Source organism: Collinsella sp. TF07-1 (genome assembly GCF_003437235.1).
Lineage (GTDB): Bacteria > Actinomycetota > Coriobacteriia > Coriobacteriales > Coriobacteriaceae > Collinsella.
Window position 1 is genome coordinate 1 of sequence record NZ_QSRV01000050.1, and the last position, 2,773, is coordinate 2,773.

General features: G+C 56.6%; 3 protein-coding genes and 1 pseudogene. All 4 read left to right on the forward strand.

Features of this window, described 5'->3' with window-relative positions; genetic code table 11:
• The first annotated feature begins 598 nt into the window (after positions 1-598).
• The 4 genes and pseudogenes from DXC67_RS10165 to DXC67_RS10175 all read left to right on the forward strand — a co-directional run bounded on the left by DXC67_RS10165 (position 599) and on the right by DXC67_RS10175 (position 2,382).
• Complete coding sequence (locus DXC67_RS10165) at positions 599-1,063, forward strand: DUF4869 domain-containing protein (RefSeq protein WP_233503232.1); 465 nt, start codon at positions 599-601, stop codon at positions 1,061-1,063.
• A 184-nt stretch (positions 1,064-1,247) separates the two neighbouring features.
• Positions 1,248-1,301 (forward strand): annotated as a pseudogene (locus DXC67_RS10855) (hypothetical protein); the annotation flags it as partial.
• 27 nt (positions 1,302-1,328) lie between these two features.
• The gene (locus DXC67_RS10170; protein WP_006235590.1) at positions 1,329-2,108 is read left to right on the forward strand and encodes an IS1595 family transposase; all 780 of its coding nucleotides are present in this window, start codon (positions 1,329-1,331) and stop codon (positions 2,106-2,108) included.
• 76 nt (positions 2,109-2,184) lie between these two features.
• On the forward strand, positions 2,185-2,382 hold the full coding sequence (locus DXC67_RS10175) for a type II toxin-antitoxin system RelB/DinJ family antitoxin (protein WP_006235589.1): 198 nt from the start codon (positions 2,185-2,187) through the stop codon (positions 2,380-2,382).
• The last annotated feature ends 391 nt before the right edge of the window (positions 2,383-2,773 follow it).

The window sequence follows — 2,773 nt, forward strand, 5'->3', positions numbered from 1 at the left end:
AAATTCGTTTCGTGGAGCGTCTCATGGAAAATCCCCCTAATCTAGCAACGGTTTCCAAGTCTACTAGATTGGGGGGACGGGAGCCAAGCTGCAATACCCCCAAGACACCCGTCTATAGGTCGTGACGTTGTCTATAAACAGGCTCACCGCCCGCGGAATAAAATTCGGCGCAAATCGTTTGAGCAGGCGACGCGCGGAAGGAGCGTGTAGGGCGGTAATATACTGACCGTCAGCCGCGGCATCCTCGCGGAAACCCATTTGTTGCCGGAACTATAGTCCCCGGCGCGGGCTCACCTTATCTCCCCGGCACGGGCTCGATATCCTCTCGGATATCTAATCGTCTTGGACTTTTACCCACCCAAGCACAGTACGGCTTTTACGTGCCGCCACGCAGAGCCTAGCCTGGAACTATTGTCTAAAACATAGGCCTTCAAAGCAACTTAGGTTCAAGTACGGACATGCAAATACGGGCACTGGATACAGGTCTTGACTGTCAATGGTTATCAATCGCATGTGTTTCTGGCAAATTACGCCCGTCTTATGCGTGCGATACAATCAGTCTCACCGAACACCAAACCAGCAACCCGAAGGGACCAACGTGTTAACAATTCACTATGGTGATATGGAAAACGTTATCTACAATACGTCGGTTTACTTCGATAACGTCTATTCGCCCCAGTGGTTTCAAGACGCCTTTGCTCAAAGGATTATTAAATCAATCGATAAAGGCAATGTCGTTGGACCCTGCGCAATAGACACCAAGATCCTAGGCATTATCCCTCCTGAAAGGCTGTCGGGAGGCACTAAGACGCTGTTGCTCATGTACTTCATGCCTCAGAACGTATACAACGCCACAACCTGCAGCGACAATTGCGCTTACTGGATTCTGAGAATTGCCACGCAAAAGGACTTAACCATCAACCTCTACCATCTGATGGATTTTGGAAACGGCAAGTTCACGGCTACCGTTGCAAACACGGGCGATGTCGTTCACACGATGTTCGACCTTGTTCCTATAGCCGCAAAATGCCTAAGGGAAACTCCTGACATGCACTTTCGTTAGGCTCTGTTAGACCAAGATTGACATACATATGTCATCACGGCGCCATATCGTTAGCCTCGTAGACCGCGGGGCAGCATGAACGCCGAGGACCTGGTAATCACCTTCAAGAGGGACATCGCGAGCCTCAGCAGGACCGAACGCCGCCGGCTCCGCCTACGAGGCCGAGCGCTCCCCGCGCTGCGGGTCCGCCGCGGTCGTGAAGAAGGGCAAATCAAAGAACGGCGAGCAGCGTTACCTCTGCCAGGATTGCGGCAGGACCTTCGGCATGGGCAGCGGGCACATCCTGGGGACGAGCAGGCTCCCGAAGGAGACCTGGATGGCCAATGCCGAGTGCTTCGTTCTCATGCTGCCCCTGCGCGAATGCGCGGGGCGCTGCCATGTCTGCCTCAAGACCGCCTACACCATGCGCCACAGGCTCATCGAGTGTCTCTCGGCCTACTCGCCCTCGTTCAAGACCGGGCGGGGCTGCGGCTGCGAGCTCGACGAGACCTACTTCCCCGAGTCGTTCAAGGGCAACCACACGAAGGGGTCATTTACGATGCCACGTCACTCCCGACATCGTGGCAAGCAGGTGCACAGGCGCGGACTGTCGCGCGAGCAGATCTGCGTCATGACCGGCGTGAACGACTCGAACGAGACGTTTCTCCAGGTCTCGGGACGAGGCATCCTGTCGAGGAAACGCGCCATGGACGTGCTGAGGGACCGCATCGCGTCCGCTTCCGTCGTAGCGACGGACAAGGCGTCCGCCTATGTCGACGTCCTCGCGGAGCTCGAGGTCGACGCACACACGGCCTACGATTCCAAGGACCCTTCCGAGGGGACCATCAACCGGATCAACACCGTCCATTCGCTCCTCGATACCTTCATGAAGCCGTTTAAGGGCGTGTCGACGAAGCACCTCGGCACCTACCTCGCTTGGTTCAAGTGGTGCCGGACCTTCATGGCGACCGATTCCGGCACCGCCGAGCGCACGGTCGCGCGACAGCTCGCCAACGGCGTGTGCAGGAGCCGCATCCATGATATGTTCAACGTCCTGCCGCCCTAAATGGACTACTGGACCGAAGCCGCCGCATAGAGACAGTGGAATGGTCGCATCGCGATATACGAGGAAAGGTGCAGCCATGCCGTCGAATATACCGGCCACGACGATCCGGATCGACCCGGAGGCCAAAAAGGAGGCCACGGCCATCCTGGACGAGCTCGGCCTGTCCATGTCCACCGCCGTCAACGCGTTCCTCAGGGCGCCCGTCCGGAAGGGCGGGTTGCCGTTCGAGATGAGGGTCAAGGCGCCGGTGCCCGACGGGAAGACGGCAAGATAGTCGGCAAATCGACTTGGGCGATGGGACCCTCACGATTGACCCGACAGATCTTGAGCACATCGCCCCCTTGCCGGATTCAAACCCGGCAAGGGGGCGATTATCTTGCAATTTCAAAAAGATGATTGGGGCAGAATGTCAATCATGGTCTAACAGAGCCAAATCAATCCAACAGTTTAGATAACGGGTAATGATTCGGGAACAGGGCGTTCGGCCGGATGGAACAGATAGATATGGACCTTGAATATCAACTTCATCCGAACACCTCCCATATTCATCTGTACATGTACGGATGAATATGGGAATCCGATACCCTGAGGGCCGGATCGGCCGGCCCCGGGAGATCGGAGGACGCCATGTCCGGAAAGAGCAAGAAGGGCGCAGCGAAGGCGGT

Bases quoted from the DNA above. Each gene is read 5' to 3' on its own strand.
- DXC67_RS10170 (WP_006235590.1), top strand. From the start codon at position 1,329: ATGGGCAGCGGGCACATCCTGGGGACGAGCAGGCTCCCGAAGGAGACC.
- DXC67_RS10175 (WP_006235589.1), top strand. From the start codon at position 2,185: ATGCCGTCGAATATACCGGCCACGACGATCCGGATCGACCCGGAGGCC.